General features: G+C 67.5%; 14 protein-coding genes. 4 read left to right on the forward strand and 10 right to left on the reverse strand.

Translation table 11 applies throughout. The features are described from left to right. The first annotated feature begins 24 nt into the window (after positions 1-24). Positions 25-567, forward strand: a complete 543-nt coding sequence (locus AB0N16_RS09495) for an isochorismatase family protein (protein WP_365794757.1) — start codon at positions 25-27, stop codon at positions 565-567. A 34-nt stretch (positions 568-601) separates the two neighbouring features. Here AB0N16_RS09495 and AB0N16_RS09500 read toward each other — a convergent pair whose 3' ends face one another. Further along, positions 602-829: a DUF397 domain-containing protein gene (locus tag AB0N16_RS09500; RefSeq protein ID WP_365794759.1), complete on the reverse strand. Its 228-nt coding sequence runs from the start codon at positions 827-829 to the stop codon at positions 602-604. Continuing rightward, complete coding sequence (locus tag AB0N16_RS09505) at positions 826-1,701, reverse strand: helix-turn-helix transcriptional regulator (protein ID WP_365794761.1); 876 nt, start codon at positions 1,699-1,701, stop codon at positions 826-828. Before AB0N16_RS09505 ends, AB0N16_RS09500 begins: the two co-directional genes overlap by 4 nt. A 147-nt stretch (positions 1,702-1,848) precedes the next feature. On the opposite strand from AB0N16_RS09505, the gene AB0N16_RS09510 reads away from it, so the two are divergent. The 3 genes from AB0N16_RS09510 to AB0N16_RS09520 all read left to right on the forward strand — a co-directional run bounded on the left by AB0N16_RS09510 (position 1,849) and on the right by AB0N16_RS09520 (position 4,166). Continuing rightward, on the forward strand, positions 1,849-2,292 hold the full coding sequence (locus AB0N16_RS09510; protein ID WP_365795225.1) for an ATP-binding protein: 444 nt from the start codon (positions 1,849-1,851) through the stop codon (positions 2,290-2,292). Between the two features lie 665 nt (positions 2,293-2,957). Continuing rightward, positions 2,958-3,182 (forward strand): hypothetical protein, encoded by a 225-nt coding sequence (locus AB0N16_RS09515; RefSeq protein ID WP_365794763.1) that lies wholly within the window; start codon positions 2,958-2,960, stop codon positions 3,180-3,182. A 141-nt stretch (positions 3,183-3,323) separates the two neighbouring features. Beyond that, positions 3,324-4,166: an FkbM family methyltransferase gene (locus tag AB0N16_RS09520; protein WP_365794765.1), complete on the forward strand. Its 843-nt coding sequence runs from the start codon at positions 3,324-3,326 to the stop codon at positions 4,164-4,166. A 70-nt stretch (positions 4,167-4,236) separates the two neighbouring features. On the opposite strand, the gene AB0N16_RS09525 is transcribed toward AB0N16_RS09520, so the two are convergent. From AB0N16_RS09525 to rplL, 8 genes are all read right to left on the reverse strand, one after another. After that, a complete protein-coding gene (locus AB0N16_RS09525; RefSeq protein WP_365794767.1) occupies positions 4,237-7,209 on the reverse strand; it encodes a glycosyl hydrolase 115 family protein in 2,973 nt (990 codons plus the stop codon). Between the two features lie 180 nt (positions 7,210-7,389). After that, entirely contained in the window at positions 7,390-8,583 is a 1,194-nt protein-coding gene (gene tuf / locus AB0N16_RS09530) for an elongation factor Tu (RefSeq protein ID WP_351693772.1), read from the reverse strand. 156 nt (positions 8,584-8,739) lie between these two features. Then, on the reverse strand, positions 8,740-10,866 hold the full coding sequence (gene fusA / locus AB0N16_RS09535) for an elongation factor G (RefSeq protein ID WP_365794769.1): 2,127 nt from the start codon (positions 10,864-10,866) through the stop codon (positions 8,740-8,742). Positions 10,867-10,905: 39 nt separating this feature from the next. Next, the gene (gene rpsG, locus AB0N16_RS09540) at positions 10,906-11,376 is read right to left on the reverse strand and encodes a 30S ribosomal protein S7 (RefSeq protein WP_007384059.1); all 471 of its coding nucleotides are present in this window, start codon (positions 11,374-11,376) and stop codon (positions 10,906-10,908) included. A gap of 2 nt (positions 11,377-11,378) precedes the next feature. Further along, the gene (gene rpsL, locus AB0N16_RS09545) at positions 11,379-11,750 is read right to left on the reverse strand and encodes a 30S ribosomal protein S12 (RefSeq protein ID WP_003948652.1); all 372 of its coding nucleotides are present in this window, start codon (positions 11,748-11,750) and stop codon (positions 11,379-11,381) included. A gap of 1,309 nt (positions 11,751-13,059) precedes the next feature. Continuing rightward, the gene (locus tag AB0N16_RS09550) at positions 13,060-16,959 is read right to left on the reverse strand and encodes a DNA-directed RNA polymerase subunit beta' (RefSeq protein WP_365794771.1); all 3,900 of its coding nucleotides are present in this window, start codon (positions 16,957-16,959) and stop codon (positions 13,060-13,062) included. Between the two features lie 102 nt (positions 16,960-17,061). After that, entirely contained in the window at positions 17,062-20,547 is a 3,486-nt protein-coding gene (rpoB, locus tag AB0N16_RS09555; protein WP_365794773.1) for a DNA-directed RNA polymerase subunit beta, read from the reverse strand. 554 nt (positions 20,548-21,101) lie between these two features. Beyond that, entirely contained in the window at positions 21,102-21,485 is a 384-nt protein-coding gene (gene rplL / locus AB0N16_RS09560; RefSeq protein WP_093499670.1) for a 50S ribosomal protein L7/L12, read from the reverse strand. Positions 21,486-21,570: the final 85 nt, after the last annotated feature.

The raw sequence follows: 21,570 nt of genomic DNA on the forward strand, positions 1-21,570 counted from the left end.
CCGGCTCGGGGACAGACTCACGACATGCCGGACACCGCACTGCTCGTCATCGACATGCAGCGTGCCCTGTTGAAGGACGCCCACGACGGCGAAGCCTGCCTGGGGCGGGTCGCCGAGCTCGCGGATCGGGCGCGCGCGGCCGGGGTGCCGGTCGTCTATCTGCGACAGCGGTTCGCCGGCATGCCCGCCGAGTGGCTCGAAGTGCATCCGACGCTGACACCCCGGCCGGGGGACGTCGTCCTGGACAAGGACAGCGCGGACTCGTTCCTCGGCACGGCACTCGGCGAAGTCCTGGCCGAGCTGGCGGTACACCGTCTCGTCGTCACCGGCTACGCCTCCGACTACTGCGTCGACTCCACCAGCCGCAGCGCCCTCTCCCACGGCTACGACCTCGTCCTCGTCGCCGACGGCCACACCACGATGGAACGTCCGGCGGGTGACCGGCCTACCGCTGCACAGATCGTCGCGCACCACAACGGCGTCTTCTCGGTCATCCAGTACGCGGGGCGGTCGGTCACCGTGGCTCCGGCGGCGGAGGTCCGCTTCGACGCCTCACGGGTGGGGTGACCTGCCGACACCGTCCACAACTTGCGGGCCTACCTCACTCGTCGGCGGCGGCCGCGTGGGAGAGGAAGGCCGTCCAGGTGGCGGGTGGGAAGGTGAGGTGGGGGCCGCGGGACGGGGTCGCGGTGTTCTTGGAGTCGCGGATGTGGACGGTGGCGGGGCTGACGGCGACTTCGACGCAGGAGTCGCCTTCACTGCCACTGCTGTAGCTGCTCTTGAACCACGTCAGACCGGAGGCGTCCTCGGCCGTGGTCTTGCGGATCATGTCTCCCCCAGCAGTTGTTCGATGAAGGCAGTCGACTCACGTGGCGTGAGCGCCTGCGCCCGGATGATGCCGTACCGCAGTTCAAGGATACGGAGCTGCTTCGCATCGGACACCGGTCGGCCGTTGGCCACTGCTACCGAACGCCCCACCGCCGAACCGTCCTCGGTCTTCAGCACCTCGATACCGCCGTCGACCCCCGCGTGCTCCTCACGGTCCATCGGCATCACCTGAAGCTCGACGTTCCGCAACTGCGCGACCTCCAGCAGGTGTTCCAGCTGCCGACGGAGCACCGTCCGCCCGCCGAGCGGACGCCGAAGCGTCCATTCCTCCAGAACGAAGCTGAGTTCGGGCACCGGGTCCCGCTCGAAGACGGCCTTACGGGCCACGCGCGCGGCGATGAACCGCTCCACCTCGTCCCCGGTGTATGCCGGGCGACGCATCAGGAGCAGCCCGCGCGCGTACTCAGGTGTCTGCAACAACCCGTGGATGTGGAGCGGGTCGTAGAGCTGGAGCTCCACCGCTCTCGCCTCCAGCTGCGCCAGGTCCCGCACCTTCTTGGGGTACCGGACCCGCCGTACGTCCTCCTTCATCGCCGAGAGCAGCCCCTCCGCCCCCAGCACCTCGTCCGCCCTGTCCAGATACTCCGGCCGCGGAATCCGCTTCCCACCCTCGATTTTGTAGACCATGTCCTCGCCGTACCCGACCGCCACCCCGAACTCGGCGGCGCGCATCCCCACCGCCTCCCGTCGCAGCTTCAGCTGCCGCCCGACGGTCGCGATGACCGCGAGGCCCCAGTCGTCATCGGGATCCACCTCCCAACCCGGCTCGTCCGCCTCGCTCTTGAGCCGCGCCACCGCGCCGTCCACACTCATCCCGCACCCCTCCGTCGTACGACCGTGCCTCGACGACGCCCTACCCGTACGCCCGTGTCCGACAGCCCGGACAGCACCGGACAAGCAGCGGACAGTGACCGTACACAACGGCTCCGTCACTGTTCACGGTAGACACACGCGGCCACGCTGAGTGACGTGAACCAGGAAATCTCCACCCCCCTCGACTGCCCGATCCGCAACTTCAGCGTGCTGCTGTCACCCACGCGCAGAGGAGCGCGGCTGGCGCGGCTGCTGGCGACGGAGCAGCTGCGGTCGTGGGGGCTGCCGTCGGAGGACGCGGCGCACGTCGTCGCGGAACTGGCGGCCAACGCGGCGACGCACGGTCGGACGGCGGGCCGGGGTTTCCGGCTGCTGATGTACGTCGTCGGGAACACGGTCCGCGTCGAGGTGACGGACACCTGCGAGGAGCGCCACCCTCGCCTCCAACTCCCCTCCGGGGAGGACGAGAACGGCCGCGGGCTGGTGATCGTCGAGGCCCTCGCCGACCGCTGGGGCGTCTCCCTCGGACCCCGCCCCCGCAAGACCGTCTGGGCCGAACTCACCGTCACACGGTCCGCCGCGAGGCGGTGACGCCCGACGCCAAGTAGTTAAAAACCCAGGGAAATTCCCCTCCCCAACCCCACCCGCCTCCCCGGCGCCGCCCGTCACTCTCCGGAGTGAACATGGCCAACTGGGCTGGATTCGGTGCCGGTTGCCCGGCATATGCTCGCCGCGACAACACCGGGTGACCGATAGGGCAACGTACGGTCACCCGCGACGCACATACGACGGCCCCCGGCCGGGACTAGCGATCCCGATCGAGGGCCTGACCACCCAGGAAGCAGTACCTTCCCGATGGATGCAGAGCACACTAGCGCGCCCTCGCGCGCCCGGTCAGCCGTTCCCGGGTCGAACCCCTCGTACGGGGTGACCCACGTCAACGTCCGGCTCACCACGCGGTACACGGTGGTCGACAACCGCCTCCTCCAGCACCGCGAACTCTCCCTCACCGCGATCGGCCTCGCCGGCCACATCCAGTCGCTGCCGACCGGCGCCCGCGTAGACATCAAGTCGCTGACCGGGCGTTTCCCGGAGGGCGAGGTGCGGATCGCGGCGGCACTGCGCGAACTGGAGGCCCACGGCTACCTGTCCCGGACGCGCGAACGGCTGCCGAACGGCCGGGTGGTCTCGCGGACGGTGTCGTACAACCGGCCGACGGGGGCAAGACGCCGGCCGCGGACCTCTGGAGGCACCTCATGGCCGTCGACCTCTCCATCTTCCAGTCCCAGACGGCCAAGGCCCTGCGCGCCGAAGGCCTCGCCGAAGCCCTCCTCGTCGTCCTCGCCGGTCGCGGCATCGACATCAGCGACGAAGCCCGCGACCGCATCACCACCTGCGACGACCACGACACCCTCACCACCTGGCTCACCCGCGCCGCCACAGCCACCACCACGGCCGAGCTCTTCATGCAGCCCAAGTAACCAAGTAAAAGGACGGGTTAATTCCGGGTTATTCGAAATGAACAGCCTCCGGAATTTCCGCTCACAAAAACCTGCGAGTTTCCCTTCCTGATCATTTTCAAACCCTGTGACATTTTCTGACCTCGGCTTTACCATCGCCCAATGCGTATTTCGGAGGTCGAAGCCGCCAACGCCCGCATGCTGGCCCACGCACCATCGGTCAGGCCGGTCACCACCAAGGACATCATCCGCGAACACCGCAAGAAGTTCCCGTACCGCGGCTACGTCGACATCGAGTCGCCGTACTGTCCGCCGTTTGTGATGCTCTGTGTGAACGACGATGCGGTCGCCATGGACACCCTGTGGAACGGGAGGTTCGGCTACGAGCCCGGAACCCTCGGCACCTGGTCCCGGCTGGCGGCGCGGAGCGCGACGATCGCGGACGTCGGTGCCCATGTCGGCTACTTCTCGATGATCGCCGCGCACGCCAGTCCGAAAGCGAAGGTGCACTCCTTCGAGCCGGTCGACCAGATCCACTCGCGGCTGTCCGTGAACGTCCGGTCGAACGGCGTCCAGAACGTCAAGCTCTACCAGGCCGGCGTCTCCAGCAAGCCCGGCTGGGCCGACATCAGTGTCCGTTTCTCCGGGAACCTGCTGTCCACCGGTTCGACCCTGGAGGGCGTCGCCTCCGACGCCCGGCTCCAGCACATCCAGCTCGTCACGCTCGACGAGGTCTTCGCCGACACCAAGCTGGACCTCGTCAAGATCGACGTGGAGGGCCATGAGATGTCCGTGCTGCACGGGGCCCGCCAGGTGCTGAAGCGCGACCGGCCGGCCCTGGTGATCGAGGCCCTGGCCAACGCCCCCCTCGACGACCTCTTCGCGGAGTTCGAGCCGCTCGGCTACGACGCCCACTGGATCACCGAGGCCGACGGCACGCTGGTGCCCTGGTACGAGCCCCGGCCCCCGCGCACCCGGAACCTGCTCTTCGCCCCGAAGGACTGAACCGAGGCGGTCCCCCTGGCACACCTGTGTCCCGGATGGCCCGGGCCTGCCGGAATCGCAGCCTGTTCCCTCATAGCCGTCGGCTCTCCGACGGCCCCAGATACGTCGGCGTCAGCCCGCCCGTGTCGATCACCAGCCGCTGTACCACCACCGTGGGGTCAACCGCCCAGAACTGCAGGCGGTGGGTCCCGGATCCCACCGTGTGGCGAGTCGCCGTCCGGTTCACGTTGTCCGACGTGTTCCGCGCCCACACCACGTTCAGCAGGCCGTCGTCCGCGCCGGTCGTGATGTCCACCGGTACCGGGTCCGCGTCGTCGAACGACACCGCGTAATGCAGCCCGACCGTGCCCGGCAGTGCCGGATTCCGCGGGGACAGGTACGCCCACACCGTCACGTCCCCCGCCGACAGCAGGGTCACCTCGTACTCCAGCCGGGGCCACGCGTCTCCCCAGCCCCCCGTCACCGGCCACGCCGTCATTCCCGCGCCGGTCCGGCCGATGCCCTCCAGCCGGCGCCAGCCGCCGACCGCGCGGTCGTGGTGCTCCGCGTCGATCGCCACATAGCCGCCCGCCTCGACGAAGCCCCGCAGCCCCCGCGCCGACGGCTTCTCCGCGACGCATCCCACCGTCACGGACTCCCCCGCCCCGCTCACCGTCAGCGACCCCGCGGACCGCCCGGCCGGTGCCCGGGACCAGTCCACCCGCACCTCCACCCGGACCTGCCGCGCCACCCGGCCCCGAGGACGGTCCACCCGCAGCCACGGCACCGACGTCTCCACCCGGTAGTCGAAGGGGGTACGGCCCCGGTTGAACACCTCGACGTACTGCTGCGGCCGGGTCTGGTACGGGCTGAACGACGGCAGACTCGGCGCGTCCCCGTCCACCGACACCCCCAGCCCCGCCGCCTCCGGCACCTCGATCCGCCGTACCGCCGGGAACAGGACGTCCGGCAGGGCCACGTTGTCCTTCTCCGGCTGCTGCCAGGGCGCGTTGGGGCCGTACCGGTCCACGTCCCCGTAGTCGATGTGCGGCTGGGTCTGGAAACCCCGCCATTTGCCACCCGCCACAGCGGAGTCGAAGCGCTCGGCCAGGGCGAAGTCCCGCAGCAGGCCCTGCTCCGCCTCCGCCGCACGGTCGTTGGCCGCCGCTCTGCCCTCCCGGGCGTAGCGCAGGTTCGTGAACTCGGCCTCCCGCAGCGCGTACAGGTTGGCGGTCGCCGTCACCTCGTACCCGACCAGTTCGAACCACGCGTCCCTAACCGCCGCCGGCAGCCGGCGCTCGATCCGCGTCGCCCTTCTCCCCAGCTCCCGCCACTCCTCGGTCACCCGCTCCAACTCACGGTGCTCGAAGGAGAAGGGCGTCTGCTGATCGTCGTACACCACCTGGCCGTCGTCCGCGAGCGTGATCCGGCGGTTCAGCAGCTCCGGCTTGCGGCGCGCCTGCAACTGGCCGTAGGCGGCGAGCACTTCGGCGACCTCCCGGGCCGCCTCCGCGCCGAAGTTCTGGCGCGCGTACCCCCGCTCCCACTCCCCCAGCCGGTCGATGTCCCAGCGTTCCGGGTTCCAGGCGTAGTCGAGGAAGAACTGGGTCGGCAGTTCGTTGCCCTTCAGGTCGCCCACGTTGGCCACCCACAGGCCGTGGTTGCCGTAGGCGTGCGCCTGGTGGAGCTGGTCCCAGACGTTGCGCAGGTTGGCCGTGTCGACCCACTTGTAGTTGCGGCCGGCTCCGACATAGTCGAAGTGGTAGTACAGGCCGTATCCGCCGCTCCGTGGTTCCGCCGGGGACGGGTGCCTGCGGATGTTGCCCCAGTTGTCGTCCGTCAGGACCACGGTGACGTCGTCGGGCGCCCTCAGCCCTCGGTCCCAGTAGCGCTGGACCTCCTTGTAGAGCGTCCACACCTGAGGGGTCTCGGCGGCCGGCCTGCCCGTGACCTCCTCGATGATCTGCCGCTGTGCGGCGATGATCTCCTGCATCAGCTCGATGCCGTCACCGTCGGGGAGGCCGGTGTCGCCGTTGCCGCGCATGCCGAGGGTGACCACGCCCTCGAAGCCCTGGTCGGCCATCCGCTGGATGCCGGCCCGCCAGTAGGCCCTGATCGCGCTCGGGTTGCGCAGGTACGACCACTCGCCGGTGCCCCCGTAGGGGTCGGTCCCGCCGGTCGCGTGGCGGTTCCACTCCTCGATCCCCCGCATCATCGGGGCCTCGTGAGACGTGCCCATGACAACGCCGTACTCCGCGGCCCTGCGGTGGTTCTCCGGGTCGTCCTCCGCGAACGCCCGCCCCCACACCGCCGGCCAGAGGTAGTTGCCCTTCAGACGGAGCAGCACCTCGAAGACACGGGCGTAGAAGTCCGCGTTGAAGCCGCCCGGGTAGCCGGGGGCCTTGCCGGGCCCGAAGTGGCCCGGGGCCCAGGTCCCGAGCGCCGGGTTCTCGTCGTTGACGAAGAAGCCGCGGTACTTCACCGCCGGCGTGCCCTGGGTGTGGCGGCCCGGCAGCACCCACACCCGGTCGCGGTGGACCGGCGGCACGTCGTCCCACCAGTACCAGGGCGAGACCCCGATGCCGTAGGAGACGTCGTACGCCCCGAAGATCGTGCCGCGCGGGTCGCTGCCCGCGATGACGAAGGCCTTCTCCACGCCAGGGAGGGGACGGTCGACGACCGTCTGGAGCGAGGTCTCCCACCTGCCCCGCACGCCCGTCACGTCCAGCTTGCCGGACGCCACCAGGCCGTCGATCAGCGGGCTGCGGCCGATCGTGCCGACGAGCACCACGTGCCGGGCGATCGTCGAGCCCGGCCTAACGCCGGTCACGCGCTCGATGTCGGCACGGAGGTCACCCGCCACCCGTACGACTCCGGGGTGATCCCCGGCGCTCACCACGACCGGGGCGCCGACGAGCGGGAAGGCCCCACCGGTGAAGGTGATGTACGCCCCGGGGTCCGTCACCCTCGGCTCGCCGTCGCCGCCCGCCCGGGCGAGACCCGACGACAGCACCGGTACGGCGGCGGCGCCCGCGCCCAGCACGGTTCTGCGGCTCACAGACATGCCTCACCCCTCCACCTGAATTTGGTCAGCGGCATGACAAATGGTGGGGTGAGTGGCTCCCGGGAGCCAGGGGTCGTACGCCCCGAATAGTTTCGGGCCATCGGCACGCCAAAAGGCCCGTACGACCGGAGTCGTACGGGCCTTTCGGATACCTACCTGGTCAGCCCTTGCGGGCCGAGATCACTTGTTGATCTTGGTGACCTGGCCGGCGCCCACCGTGCGACCACCCTCACGGATGGCGAACTTCAGGCCCTCCTCCATGGCGATGGGCTGGATCAGCTCCACCTTCATGTCGGTGTTGTCGCCCGGCATGACCATCTCGGTGCCCTCGGGGAGGGTCACGACGCCGGTCACGTCCGTGGTACGGAAGTAGAACTGCGGGCGGTAGTTGTTGAAGAACGGCGTGTGACGGCCACCCTCGTCCTTGGACAGGATGTACGCGGTCGCCTCGAACTCGGTGTGCGGCGTGACCGAACCCGGCTTGATGATGACCTGGCCGCGCTCGACGTCCTCGCGCTTGATGCCACGGAGGAGCAGACCGACGTTCTCACCGGCCTGGCCCTCGTCGAGCAGCTTGCGGAACATCTCGATGCCGGTGACCGTGGTGGTGGTCTTCTCGGTCTTGATGCCGATGATGTCGACGGTCTCGTTGACCTTGAGGACACCACGCTCGATACGACCGGTGACGACGGTGCCACGACCGGTGATCGTGAAGACGTCCTCGATCGGCATCAGGAACGGCTTGTCGACGTCACGCTCGGGCTCCGGGATGGACTCGTCGACGGCCTTCATCAGGTCGAGGACGGACTGGGTCCACTCGGCGTCGCCCTCGAGGGCCTTGAGCGCGGAGACCTTGACGACCGGCAGGTCGTCGCCCGGGAACTCGTACTCGGAGAGGAGCTCACGGACCTCGAGCTCGACGAGCTCCAGGATCTCCTCGTCGTCCACCATGTCGGCCTTGTTCAGGGCGACGACGATGTACGGCACGCCGACCTGGCGGGCCAGGAGCACGTGCTCCTTGGTCTGCGGCATCGGACCGTCGGTGGCGGCGACGACGAGGATCGCGCCGTCCATCTGCGCGGCACCGGTGATCATGTTCTTGATGTAGTCCGCGTGACCGGGGCAGTCGACGTGGGCGTAGTGACGGGTCTCCGTCTGGTACTCGACGTGCGCGATGGAGATGGTGATACCGCGCTGACGCTCCTCGGGCGCCTTGTCGATGTTGTCGAACGCGGTGGCCTCGTTCAGGTCCGGGTACGCGTCGTGCAGCACCTTGGTAATGGCGGCCGTGAGGGTCGTCTTACCGTGGTCGATGTGACCGATGGTGCCGATGTTGACGTGCGGCTTAGTCCGCTCGAACTTCGCCTTCGCCACTGGGGTCCTCCTGGGAGTGGTTCTGTACGCCTTGATTCGATCGGCGCCAGGTGATCTTTGCTGTTGGTTCCCGGGCCCCGGGCCATTCCGCCACGAATGCGGAGGAACGGCCCGTGAGGCTCCGGGGTCAAGCCTAAAGCGTCGTAGCGCGGTGCGTTACTCGCCCTTGGCCTTCGCGATGATCTCCTCGGCGACGTTCCGCGGAACCTCGGCGTAGGAGTCGAACTGCATGGAGTAGCTGGCCCGGCCGGACGTCTTGCTGCGCAGGTCGCCGACGTAACCGAACATCTCCGAGAGGGGCACGAGGCCCTTCACGACGCGGGCACCGGCCCGCTCCTCCATGGCCTGGATCTGACCACGGCGGGAGTTGATGTCGCCGATGACCTCACCCATGTAGTCCTCGGGCGTGGTGACCTCGACGGCCATCATCGGCTCAAGGAGCACGGGGGACGCCTTGCGCGCGGCCTCCTTGAAGGCCTGCGAACCGGCGATCTTGAACGCGAGCTCGGAGGAGTCGACCTCGTGGTAGGCACCGTCGAGAAGCGTGACGCGGACGCCCGTCATCTCGTACCCGGCGAGGATGCCGAACTGCATGGCCTCCTGCGCACCGGCGTCCACCGAAGGGATGTACTCCTTCGGGATGCGGCCACCGGTCACCTTGTTCACGAACTCGTACGAGGCGTCGCCGCTCTCGATCGGCTCGATCGCGATCTGCACCTTGGCGAACTGACCGGTACCACCGGTCTGCTTCTTGTGCGTGTAGTCGACGCGCTCGACGGCCTTGCGGATCGTCTCGCGGTACGCGACCTGCGGCTTGCCGACGTTGGCCTCGACCTTGAACTCACGGCGCATACGGTCGACCAGCACCTCGAGGTGCAGCTCGCCCATACCACCGATGATGGTCTGGCCGGTCTCCTCGTCCGAGTGGACCTGGAAGGACGGGTCCTCCTCGGCCAGGCGCTGGATCGCGACGCCCAGCTTCTCCTGGTCGCCCTTCGACTTGGGCTCGATGGCGACCTGGATGACCGGCGCCGGGAAGTCCATGGACTCCAGGATCACCGGCTGCTTGTCGTCGCACAGCGTCTCACCGGTCGTGGTCTGCTTCAGACCCATGACGGCGATGATGTCGCCGGCGCCCACCGAGTCGATCTCCTCACGCTTGTTCGCGTGCATGCGGTAGATCTTGCCGATGCGCTCCTTCTTGCCCTTGACGGAGTTCAGCACGGCGGTGCCGGACTCCAGGCGGCCCGAGTAGACCCGGACGAAGGTGAGCTTGCCGAGGTGCGGGTCGCTCATGATCTTGAACGCCAGCGCGGACAGCGGCTCGTCGTCGGACGGCTTGCGCTTGACGACCTCCTCCGGGTTGTTGACGGCGTGGCCCTCGATGGCCTCGACGTCAAGCGGGGAGGGGAGGTAGCGCACGACCGCGTCGAGCAGGGGCTGGACGCCCTTGTTCTTGAACGCGGTACCACAGAACACCGGGGTGACCGTGATGTCCTTGGACTTGCCGGACGCGATGGTGATGCGACGGATCGCGGCGTACAGCTGCTCCTCGGAGGGCTCCTCGCCCTCCAGGTACAGCTCCATGATCTCTTCGTCGTTCTCGGCCACGGCCTCCAGCAGCTTGCCGCGGTACTCCTCGGCAGCCTCGGTGTGCGTGGCCGGGATGTCGACGACGTCGTACATCTCGCCCTTGGTGGCCTCTGCGGACCACACGAGCGCCTTCATGCGGACCAGGTCCACGACGCCCTGGAAGTCGGCCTCGGCACCGATCGGGAGCTGCATGACGATCGGCTGCGCGCCCAGACGGTCCTTGATCATGTCCACGCAGCGGTGGAACTCGGCCCCGGTCCGGTCGAGCTTGTTGACGAAGCAGATACGCGGCACGCCGTAGCGGTCCGCCTGACGCCAAACGGTCTCGGACTGGGGCTCGACACCAGCGACGCCGTCGAACACCGTCACGGCACCGTCGAGCACGCGGAGCGAACGCTCCACCTCGACGGTGAAGTCGACGTGGCCCGGGGTGTCGATGATGTTGATCGTGTGGTCGACGTCTTCCAGCGGCCAGTGACAGGTGGTGGCAGCAGAGGTGATCGTGATGCCACGCTCCTGCTCCTGCTCCATCCAGTCCATGGTGGCGGCGCCGTCGTGCACCTCGCCGATCTTGTACGACACACCGGTGTAGAACAGGATCCGCTCGGTAGTGGTCGTCTTGCCCGCGTCGATGTGGGCCATGATCCCGATGTTGCGGACCTTGGCCAGGTCAAGTGAAGTGGTAGCCATAAGGCTTCAGTCTTCTCTCGGTCTCGATGTGGGTAGCGACTACCAGCGGTAGTGCGCGAAGGCCTTGTTGGACTCGGCCATCTTGTGGGTGTCCTCGCGCTTCTTGACGGCCGCACCGAGGCCGTTCGAAGCGTCGAGAAGCTCGTTGAGCAGACGCTCGGTCATGGTCTTCTCGCGACGGGCGCGGGAGTAGCCGACCAGCCAGCGCAGCGCCAGGGTGTTGGCGCGGCCGGGCTTGACCTCGACCGGCACCTGGTAGGTGGCGCCACCGACACGGCGGGACTTGACCTCAAGCGTGGGCTTGATGTTCTCCAGCGCGCGCTTGAGCGTGATGACCGGGTCGTTGCTGGTCTTCTCGCGCAGGCCCTCCATGGCGCCGTACACGATGCGCTCGGCGGTGGAGCGCTTGCCGTTCAGCAGGACCTTGTTGATGAGCGAGGTGACAAGAGGAGAACCGTAGACCGGGTCGATGATGACCGGGCGCTTCGGGGCAGGGCCCTTACGAGGCATTCTTACTTCTCCTTCTTGGCGCCGTAGCGGCTGCGGGCCTGCTTGCGGTTCTTGACACCCTGGGTGTCGAGCGAGCCGCGGATGATCTTGTAGCGAACACCGGGCAGGTCCTTCACACGGCCGCCGCGCACGAGCACGATGGAGTGCTCCTGCAGGTTGTGTCCCTCACCCGGAATGTAAGCAGTGACCTCGATACCGCTGGTCAGACGCACACGCGCGACCTTACGCAGGGCCGAGTTCGGCTTCTTCGGGGTGGTCGTGAACACACGCGTGCAGACGCCACGACGCTGAGGGGAACCCTCGAGTGCGGGCGTCTTGTTCTTCTCGACCTTGTCCTGCCGGCCCTTGCGGACCAGCTGCTGGATCGTAGGCACTACTTCTCCGGTTTCTGTGTGCCGATGGTGAAGCTAACCTGGAACGTCGCCGACCCACGCGGTCGGGTGTGTCGGATTCCGCGGACTCCTGCCGAACGGCAGAAGGGGGCGCGGATCGCGGTGGCCACTTCGTCACTCCGGTGCGGTTTGAAGGCACGCACGAGGATCAGGGCACACCCCAGGCACAAGGTCTGAGCGTACCCAGCGCAATCACTTCGGTCAAAACAAAAGAAGCGGGACCGGCCGTGGAGGGGCTGAGCTGCGGTTTTGTGAGGGGTCCCGATATACCACGAAGGCGGACGACACGCGAACGGAGAGCGGTGCGGGCCGACGGCGCCCGGATTCGCGACCCGTGCGGGGCCGATCGGATCTTCCGTGCGCCGGTTCGCCTCGGCACCCCTTCGGGGATGCGGGGCCGGGTGGGGTTCACGGCTCCGCCACGTGGGCGCGACCAGCCACCACGGCCCCGGAGATGCCGGCGGCGAGGCGCAGCCCTTCCTTCGGCGTTCCTCAGGGGGCATCACGGTCGTGAGCACGGCTCAGAACGGCGCCGGGACGGCCACCGGGGACCCGCCGAGCCGCCCGCGCCCTCCGTGTGCCACCGGCCGCCCCTCGCCCGCTACGGCGCCGCCGAGCCCCCACCGGACTCCCGGCCCTCGCCCGGCTCCTTGACGCCGGCGCCGACCGCCGCAAGGACCCACGCTTCCGCGGCGGCACGCACTGGCGGAACGCCCTGTCCACCTGAACCGGCTGGTCCCTCCAGGTCGCGGAGAAGGGCCACCACCCGGGCCCCGGCAGCCCCTCGCCCCGGGCGGTCGGTTCACGGCCGCACAGAACCCGGCGCCCTTTCCTCGTCCACCCGGGTCTGATCCGAGGGGTCTCGGAGACCACCGGCGCCGGCCTCTACGGGCTCCGCGCTCCTCGTCTCGGTCCCCGCGCTTTCCGCTCCCCGTCTTTTCTCTTCTCCTGGCCCGGCGGCGGCGATAAGCCGTTCTCGGTGGCCGAGCCATTCCCTGGCGGGTGGGGTCAGGACCGGTGCGGTCGGAATTCCGGAAGGCGGTTCTCCGCGGTCGTGCTCTGCGTTTCCGCGCCCCGGTGAGACGGCACTCCAGACGGAGTCTGCGCAGGTCACAGGCCACATCATGCCGTGTTGAGCTGACGGGCCAGGTGAACAACCATTCCATCTCTCCGGCACGCTCGACAAATTCACCACTCAATGGTGAAACGTAGGCAATGAGCGGCGAGTCCGTAAACGCCGAAAGGCGGTCACCCCGTATGCAACGGGGTGGCCGCCCTTCAGAACCAACTACTACTGGTTGTACGGACCGTAGTCGTAGTCCTCCAGCGGAACGGCCTGGCCGGAGCCCGTGCCGAACGGCGAGTAGTCGATGTCGTCGTAGCCGACGGCCGAGTACATCGCGGCCTTCGCCTCCTCGGTCGGCTCAACCCGGATGTTGCGGTAGCGGGACAGACCCGTACCGGCCGGGATGAGCTTACCGATGATGACGTTCTCCTTGAGGCCGATGAGCGAGTCGGACTTGGCGTTGATCGCCGCGTCCGTGAGGACTCGCGTCGTCTCCTGGAAGGACGCCGCCGACAGCCAGGACTCCGTGGCCAGCGAGGCCTTGGTGATACCCATGAGCTGCGGACGACCGGAGGCCGGGTGACCGCCCTCCTGGACCACACGACGGTTCTCGTGCTCGAACTTCGAGCGCTCGACCAGCTCGCCGGGCAGCAGCTCGGCATCGCCGGACTCGATGATCGTCACGCGGCGGAGCATCTGCCGGATGATGATCTCGATGTGCTTGTCGTGGATCGACACACCCTGCGAGTTGTAGACCTTCTGGACCTCGCCGACCAGGTGGACCTGGACGGCACGCTGACCCAGGATGCGCAGCACGTCGTGCGGGTTGGTGGCACCCACGGTGAGCTTCTGGCCCACCTCGACGTGCTCGCCCTCGCTGACCAGGAGCCGGGCGCGCTTCGAGATCGGGAACGCCGTCTCGTCGCTGCCGTCGTCCGGGGTGATGACGAGCTTCTTGGTCTTCTCGGTCTCCTCGATCCGCACGCGGCCCTGGGCCTCGGAGATCGGGGCGACACCCTTCGGGGTACGGGCCTCGAAGAGCTCGACGACACGCGGCAGACCCTGGGTGATGTCGTCACCGGCCACACCACCGGTGTGGAAGGTACGCATCGTCAGCTGGGTACCGGGCTCACCGATGGACTGGGCGGCGATGATGCCGACCGCCTCACCGATGTCGACCAGCTTGCCGGTGGCCAGCGAACGGCCGTAGCACATGGCGCAGGTGCCGACGGCGGACTCGCAGGTCAGGACCGAGCGGGTCTTGACCTCCGAGACACCACGGGCCACCAGCTCGTCGATGAGCACGTCACCGAGGTCGGTGCCGGCCGGGGCCAGCACCTGACCGTCGACCACGATGTCCTCGGCGAGGCAGCGCGCGTACACGGACGTCTCGACGTTCTCCGCCTTGCGCAGCACGCCGTCGGCGCCGACCTCCGCGATGTGGAGCTTGAGGCCGCGGTCGGTGCCGCAGTCCTCCTCGCGGATGATGACGTCCTGGGAGACGTCGACCAGACGACGGGTGAGGTAACCCGAGTCGGCGGTACGCAGAGCGGTGTCCGCCAGACCCTTTCGAGCACCGTGGGTCGAGATGAAGTACTCCAGCACCGACAGGCCCTCACGGAAGGAGGCCTTGATCGGACGGGGGATCGTCTCGTTCTTGGCGTTCGACACCAGACCACGCATACCGGCGATCTGACGCATCTGCATCATGTTGCCTCGTGCGCCCGAGTTCACCATCATGAAGATCGGGTTGGTCTTCGGGAAGTTCTCGTTCATCGCCTCGGCGACCTCGTTGGTCGCCTGGGTCCAGATCTGGATGAGCTCCTGCGTGCGCTCTTCCTTGGTGATCAGACCGCGCTCGTACTGCTTCTGGACCTTCTCGTCCTTGGCCTCGTACCCGGCGACGATCGCCTTCTTCGCCTCGGGAACGACGACGTCGGAGATGGCCACGGTGACACCGGAACGGGTCGCCCAGAAGAAGCCGGCCGCCTTCAGGTTGTCGAGCGTCGCCGCCACGATGACCTTGGGGTAGCGCTCGGCGAGGTCGTTGACGATCTCGGAGAGCTGCTTCTTGCCGACCTCGTAGTCGACGAACGGGTAGTCCTCGGGCAGCAGCTCGTTGAAGAGCGCGCGGCCCAGGGTGGTACGCAGCCGGAAGCTGTCGCCCGTCTGGTACTCCGGCTCGCCCTCCTCGACGGCCGGCGGGGTCCAGCCGCGCGGCGGGATGGTGCCCACCGGGAAGCGGATGTCGACCTTCGACTGGAGCGACAGGTCGCCCGCGTCGAACGCCATGATCGCCTCGGCCGCGGAGCCGAAGGACCGGCCCTCGCCCTTGACGTCCCGCATCTCGCTGTCGGTGGTGAGGAAGAACAGACCGAGGACCATGTCCTGGGTCGGCATCGTCACCGGACGGCCGTCGGCGGGCTTGAGGATGTTGTTCGAGGACAGCATCAGGATGCGCGCCTCGGCCTGCGCCTCCGCGGAGAGCGGCAGGTGGACGGCCATCTGGTCACCGTCGAAGTCCGCGTTGAACGCGGTGCAGACGAGCGGGTGGATCTGGATGGCCTTGCCCTCGACCAGCTGCGGCTCGAAGGCCTGGATGCCGAGGCGGTGCAGGGTGGGCGCACGGTTCAGCAGCACCGGGTGCTCGGCGATGACCTCTTCGAGGACGTCGTACACGACGGTGCGGCCGCGCTCCACCATGCGCTTGGCGCTCTTGATGTTCTGCGCGTGGTTCAGGTCGACCAGGCGCTTCATCACGAACGGCTTGAAGAGCTCCAGCGCCATCGCCTTCGGCAGACCGCACTGGTGCAGCTTCAGCTGCGGACCGACGACGATCACGGAACGCGCGGAGTAGTCCACACGCTTGCCGAGCAGGTTCTGACGGAATCGACCCTGCTTGCCCTTCAGCATGTCGCTGAGGGACTTCAGCGGGCGGTTACCGGGGCCGGTGACCGGGCGACCACGACGACCGTTGTCGAAGAGCGCGTCCACGGCCTCCTGGAGCATGCGCTTCTCGTTGTTCACGATGATCTCGGGCGCACCGAGGTCGAGAAGGCGCTTCAGGCGGTTGTTGCGGTTGATCACACGGCGGTACAGGTCGTTCAGGTCGGAGGTCGCGAAGCGGCCACCGTCCAGCTGCACCATCGGGCGAAGGTCCGGCGGGATGACCGGGACGCAGTCCAGGACCATGCCCTTGGGGCTGTTGGAGGTCTGCAGGAACGCGGACACGACCTTCAGCCGCTTCAGGGCACGGGTCTTCTTCTGGCCCTTGCCGGTGCGGATGATCTCGCGGAGCTTCTCGGCCTCTTCGTCGAGGTCGAAGGACTCCAGGCGCTTCTGTAGCGCCGCGGCACCCATCGAGCCGTCGAAGTAGGTGCCGAAGCGGTCCCGCAGCTCGCGGTAGAGCAGCTCGTCGCCCTCGAGGTCCTGGACCTTGAGGTTCTTGAAGCGGGTCCACACCTCGTCGAGGCGGTCGATCTCGCGCTGCGAACGGTCGCGCAGCTGCTTCATCTCACGCTCGGCACCCTCGCGCACCTTGCGGCGCACGTCGGCCTTGGCACCCTCGGCCTCCAGCTCGGCCAGGTCGGCCTCGAGCTTCTTGGCGCGGGCTTCGAGGTCGGAGTCCCGGCGGTTCTCGACCTGCTGGCGCTCCACGGAGACGTGCGCCTCCAGGGAGGGCAGGTCGCGGGTGCGGCGCTCCTCGTCGACGAACGTGATCATGTACGCCGCGAAGTAGATGACCTTCTCCAGGTCCTTCGGGGCGAGGTCGAGCAGGTAGCCCAGGCGCGACGGGACACCCTTGAAGTACCAGATGTGCGTGACGGGGGCGGCGAGCTCGATGTGGCCCATCCGCTCACGGCGCACCTTGGCACGGGTCACCTCGACGCCGCAGCGCTCACAGATGATGCCCTTGAAGCGGACACGCTTGTACTTGCCGCAGTAGCACTCCCAGTCGCGGGTGGGGCCGAAGATCTTCTCGCAGAAGAGCCCGTCCTTTTCCGGCTTGAGGGTGCGGTAGTTGATCGTCTCGGGCTTCTTGACCTCGCCGTGGCTCCACTGACGGATGTCGTCAGCGGTGGCCAGGCCGATCCGGAGCTCGTCGAAGAAGTTGACGTCGAGCACTATGCGTCAATCCCTCTCAGGGTTGTGAGTCTTTGGTCTGATACGGGGGCCTGGGGGTCGGCGGGGGCCTCACACGGTGGCGAGGCCCCTACCGGACTCCCGTCAGACCTCTTCGACGCTGCTCGGCTCGCGCCGGGACAGGTCGATGCCGAGCTCCTCCGCCGCGCGGAAGACGTCCTCGTCGGTGTCACGCATCTCGATGGACATACCGTCGCTGGACAGCACCTCCACGTTCAGGCAGAGCGACTGCATCTCCTTGATGAGGACCTTGAAGGACTCGGGGATGCCGGGCTCGGGAATGTTCTCGCCCTTGACGATGGCCTCGTAGACCTTCACGCGGCCGGTGACGTCGTCGGACTTGATGGTCAGCAGCTCCTGGAGGGCGTACGCGGCGCCGTAAGCCTCCAGCGCCCACACCTCCATCTCGCCGAACCGCTGGCCACCGAACTGGGCCTTACCACCCAGCGGCTGCTGGGTGATCATCGAGTAGGGGCCGGTCGACCGGGCGTGCAGCTTGTCGTCGACCAGGTGGTGCAGCTTGAGGATGTACATGTAGCCGATGGAGATCGGGTCCGGGAACGGCTCACCGCTACGGCCGTCGAACAGCCGCGCCTTGCCGGACGGCTGCACCAGGCGGTCGCCGTCGCGGTTCGGGATGGTGTGCTGGAGCAGACCCGCCAGCTCGTCCTCACGGGCACCGTCGAACACCGGGGTGGCGACGTTGGTGCGCGGGGCGACCTGGTCGGCGCCGATGGCCTGGAGGCGCTGGGCCCAGTCGTCGGCGAGGCCGGAGACGTCCCAGCCGCGGCTGGCGAGCCAGCCGAGGTGGATCTCCAGGACCTGTCCCGGGTTCATTCGGGACGGGACACCCAGCGGGTTGAGGATGATGTCGACCGGGGTGCCGTCCTCCAGGAACGGCATGTCCTCGATCGGCAGGATCTTGGAGATGACACCCTTGTTGCCGTGCCGGCCGGCCAGCTTGTCACCGTCGGTGATCTTGCGCTTCTGGGCGACGTACACCCGGACCAGCTGGTTGACGCCGGGCGGCAGCTCGTCGCCCTCCTCGCGGTCGAAGACGCGGACGCCGATGACCTTGCCGATCTCGCCGTGCGGGACCTTCAGCGAGGTGTCACGGACCTCACGGGCCTTCTCACCGAAGATCGCGCGCAGCAGGCGCTCCTCCGGCGTCAGCTCGGTCTCACCCTTGGGCGTGACCTTGCCGACGAGGATGTCACCGGCGACGACCTCGGCACCGATCCGGATGATGCCGCGCTCGTCGAGGTCGGCGAGGACCTCCTCGGAGACGTTCGGGATGTCCCGGGTGATCTCCTCGGGGCCGAGCTTGGTGTCACGGGCGTCGACCTCGTGCTCCTCGATGTGGATCGAGGAGAGGACGTCGTCCTGCACGAGGCGCTGCGACAGGATGATCGCGTCCTCGTAGTTGTGACCCTCCCACGGCATGAACGCCACGAGCAGGTTCTTGCCGAGGGCCATCTCGCCGTTCTCGGTGGCCGGACCGTCGGCGAGCACCTGGCCCGTGATGATCCGGTCGCCCTCGTTGACGATGACCTTCTGGTTGACCGAGGTGCCCTGGTTGGACCGGGAGAACTTGGCCAGCCGGTACGTGATGTACGTGCCGTCGTCGTTGGCGGTGGTGATGTAGTCCGCGGAGACCTCCTGGACCACACCGTCCTTCTCGGCCTTGACCACGTCACCGGCGTCGACGGCGGAGCGGTACTCCATGCCGGTGCCGACGAGCGGGGACTCGCTCTTGATGAGGGGCACGGCCTGGCGCATCATGTTCGCGCCCATGAGGGCACGGTTGGCGTCGTCGTGCTCCAGGAACGGGATCATGGCGGTCGCGACCGACACCATCTGGCGCGGCGAGACGTCCATGTAGTCCACGTCTTCACCGGCGACGTAGTCGACCTCGCCGCCACGGCGGCGGACCAGGACGCGGTTCTCGGAGAAGCGCATGTCGTCGTTGAGGCCGGCGTTGGCCTGCGCGATGACGAATCGGTCCTCTTCGTCGGCGGTCAGGTAGTCCACCTCGTCGGTGACCTGGCCGTCGACGACCTTGCGGTAGGGGGTCTCGACGAAACCGAACGCGTTGACGCGGCCGTAGGAGGCGAGCGAGCCGATCAGACCGATGTTCGGGCCTTCGGGCGTCTCGATCGGGCACATACGGCCGTAGTGCGACGGGTGCACGTCACGGACCTCGAAGCCGGCCCGCTCACGGGAGAGACCACCCGGGCCAAGAGCCGACAGACGGCGCTTGTGGGTGAGGCCCGACAGCGGGTTGTTCTGGTCCATGAACTGGGACAGCTGGCTGGTGCCGAAGAACTCCTTGATGGAGGCGACGACCGGCCGGATGTTGATCAGGGTCTGCGGCGTGATCGCCTCGACGTCCTGGGTGGTCATGCGCTCACGCACGACGCGCTCCATACGGGCCAGACCCGTACGGACCTGGTTCTGGATGAGCTCGCCGACGCTGCGCAGACGACGGTTGCCGAAGTGGTCGATGTCGTCGGTCTCGACGACGATCGAGCCACCGCTGTCGCCGACCGTCTCGGTCTCGCCCGCGTGCAGCTTCACCAGGTACTTGATCGTCGAGATGATGTCCTCGACGGTCAGGATGCCGGCGTCCAGCGGGGCGTCCGCGCCCAGCTTCTTGTTGACCTTGTAGCGGCCGACCTTGGCGAGGTCGTAACGCTTCGGGTTGAAGTACAGGTTCTCCAGGAGCGTCTGCGCGGCCTCGCGCGTGGGGGGCTCGCCCGGACGCAGCTTGCGGTAGATGTCGAGCAGCGCGTCGTCCTGGCCCTGGGTGTGGTCCTTCTCCAGGGTGGCGCGCATGGACTCGTACTCGCCGAACTCCTCGAGGATCTGCTCGGTGGTCCAGCCGAGCGCCTTGAGCAGCACGGTGACCGACTGCTTGCGCTTGCGGTCGATACGGACACCGACCATGTCGCGCTTGTCGATCTCCATCTCCAGCCAGGCACCCCGGGACGGGATGATCTTGGCCGAGAAGATGTCCTTGTCGGACGTCTTGTCGATCGAGGAGTCGAAGTAGACACCCGGGGAACGGACCAGCTGCGACACCACGACACGCTCGGTGCCGTTGATGACGAAGGTGCCCTTGTTCGTCATGAGCGGGAAGTCGCCCATGAAGACCGTCTGGGACTTGATCTCACCGGTCTCGTTGTTGGTGAACTCGGCCGTGACGAAGAGCGGGGCGGCGTACGTGAAGTCGCGCTCCTTGCACTCGTCGATGCTGTTCTTCGGCGGCTCGAAACGGTGGTCGCGGAACGTCAGCGACATCGACCCGGAGAAGTCCTCGATCGGGGAGATCTCCTCGAAGATCTCCTCCAGACCGGACTTGGTGGGGACGTCCTGACCGGACTCCAGAGCCTCCTCGACCCGACTCTGCCAGGCGGTGTTGCCGAGCAGCCAGTCGAAGCTCTCGGTCTGCAGCGCGAGCAGGTTGGGAACCTCGAGAGGCTCCTTGATCTTTGCAAAGGAGATGCGCAGCGGGGCGGTGCTGGCGCCGTTGTTCGTATTCGCGTTCGAGGCAGTGCGCGAGGCGGCCAAGAGGGGGTCCTTCCGAGGGCTCGGACTCACTACGCGCTCCCCGGTCCCTTCCCGGACACAGAGACGGAAACCCCAAGTCAGAGGAGGTTCGGTCGTCGGCATTCGGGTGAGGGCAGACCCCTGGTGACGGGCAGGGGACAGCTAACAGGCAGCGCAAAGGGTCAGTGTAGCCACTTGGCACACTGATGTCCAGTCTCCATTTTCTGAGACCCTCGCCATCGTCAACGCCTGCGTCCTGCCTGCCCTCAACGCACGTTGATACTGCCCTCTTCGCCGCCGATCCATGCCTCGGATTCGGACCGTTCTGGCGACGCGTCCTGAGAATTGCGCGCTGCGTGCGGTTCGTCAAGGCCCCCCTGCGCAAACCCGGTGCGCCAGGGACACGACGAAGATCACCATACCCCCCGCCGGGGCGGGTGCAAGGTAACCGTGGTCGGCCTCCCAGGAACGCCGAAGAGCGACCACCCGGATGGATGATCGCTCTTCGCGGTCCGCGCGTTACAGCCCTGGAGGACGTGTTTCAGCGCACAGAGGTCTGGTCGACCTCAGAGGCCTTACTTGACCTCGACGGAGGCGCCGGCGCCCTTGAGGGACTCGGCGGCCTTCTCGGCGGCGTCCTTGGCGACCTTCTCGAGGACGGGCTTCGGGGCGCCGTCCACGAGGTCCTTGGCCTCCTTCAGGCCGAGCGAGGTCAGCTCACGCACGACCTTGATGACCTGGATCTTCTTGTCGCCGGCACCGGTGAGGATGACGTCGAACTCGTCCTTCTCCTCCTCGACCGGGGCGGCGGCGGCCGGACCGGCCGGGCCCGCGACGGCAACCGCGGCGGCGGCGGTGACGTCGAACTTCTCCTCGAACGCCTTCACGAACTCGGAGAGCTGGATGAGGGTCATGCCCTCGAACTCGGCGAGCAGTTCGTCCTGGGTGAGAGCCACGATGGCTTTCCTTCCACTAATTCGGCTGGTGCCGATGTACATGTCTGGCGGGCGTACGTTCGGCCCGCTAACGACCTCTGCCTCGGGC

It is taken from the genome of Streptomyces sp. NPDC051105 (genome assembly GCF_040682795.1).
Taxonomy (GTDB): Bacteria; Actinomycetota; Actinomycetes; order Streptomycetales; family Streptomycetaceae; genus Streptomyces.